Consider the following 1,089-nt stretch of genomic DNA (forward strand, 5'->3'; position numbering starts at 1 on the left):
GTTCGTAACAAAGTGGTATACGAAATCGATGTTGTCGATTGGGAAGATCACATCTTGAACCACCCGAACCGCTAGTTAACGAAGACTAGTCAATCACCCGAATAAAAAAAAGGCTCACATTTCTGTGAGCCTTTGTCGTATTTAGGAGGGTCCAAATCAATGGACTGTGTCATGGCTAATGTCAAGCAAGCGGTAAGTCTGCAACCACCTGATTGAACGTGATACGAGCATTCTGAGCTTGCTCAGATAACTCGATCTTTTTCGCTTGTGCGGCACTAAGATTACTCTCGGCCTGCTCAAGTGCTTGTTGTAGGTTCTCTGGTAACTCGTGAGTTTCCATTTGTGAACCTTGTTCTAACACATAAGCGCGAATTTCTTTCTTCACTGCGGCAAGTTCTGTGTAAGCAACACGCTCAAGTTCTGCGGCTTCTTGTGCTGCATCTCTTTCTTTCTCAAACTGAGCCAACGCCATACCTTCAGCAGACCAAGGGTCCATGTCTGGCAGTTCTTCGATGTTGATCGTTGGCTCGATATACGCATCTTGATGGCGTAGGTCGAGGTTAGTCGCACGAACCGCTGAAATCATCAGCATCACAGAGATAGCAAGCAGTGGTAAGCCACCAACAATCGCCGCCGTTTGTAGCGTACTTAGACCGCCTAAGAACATTAGAATCGTTGGTAAGAACGACAGAGTAAATGCCCAGAACATACGGTTCCAGCGCATTGGCTCTTCGGTCACGTTGTTCTGAACCACAGAAGCCAGAATGTAAGATATAGAGTCAAAGGTTGTCGCAGTAAAAATAATACACAACAGTGTAAATACGGCGATCACTAACGTGCTCATTGGCAATTGTGCAAGCATCGAGAAGATAGCTTTGGTTGCGCCTTCCGCATTCAAAATGGCAACGACATCTAGCTCACCAGAAAGCTGCAGTGATAGGCCGTAGTTACCTAAGATCATGAAGAATAAGAAACAGCCTAATGAACCAAAGAAGATTGAGCCTGACACCATTTGTTTAATGGTTCTGCCACGAGAGATTCGTGCAACAAATAGGCCCATACTCGGTGCGAAAACTAGCCACCATGCCC

The 1,089-nt window shown here is 45.9% G+C and carries 1 protein-coding gene; it reads right to left on the bottom strand.

What is annotated here, in order from left to right; genetic code table 11:
• Nucleotides 1–181 precede the first annotated feature (181 nt).
• Nucleotides 182–1,089, bottom strand: a 908-nt coding sequence (locus AB4512_RS20955) for a BCCT family transporter (protein WP_372175556.1), incomplete at its 5' end; no start/stop codon positions are given.

It is taken from the genome of Vibrio sp. 10N.222.52.B7 (assembly GCF_041474275.1).
In the GTDB taxonomy this organism is placed as follows: Bacteria; Pseudomonadota; Gammaproteobacteria; order Enterobacterales; family Vibrionaceae; genus Vibrio; species Vibrio crassostreae_C.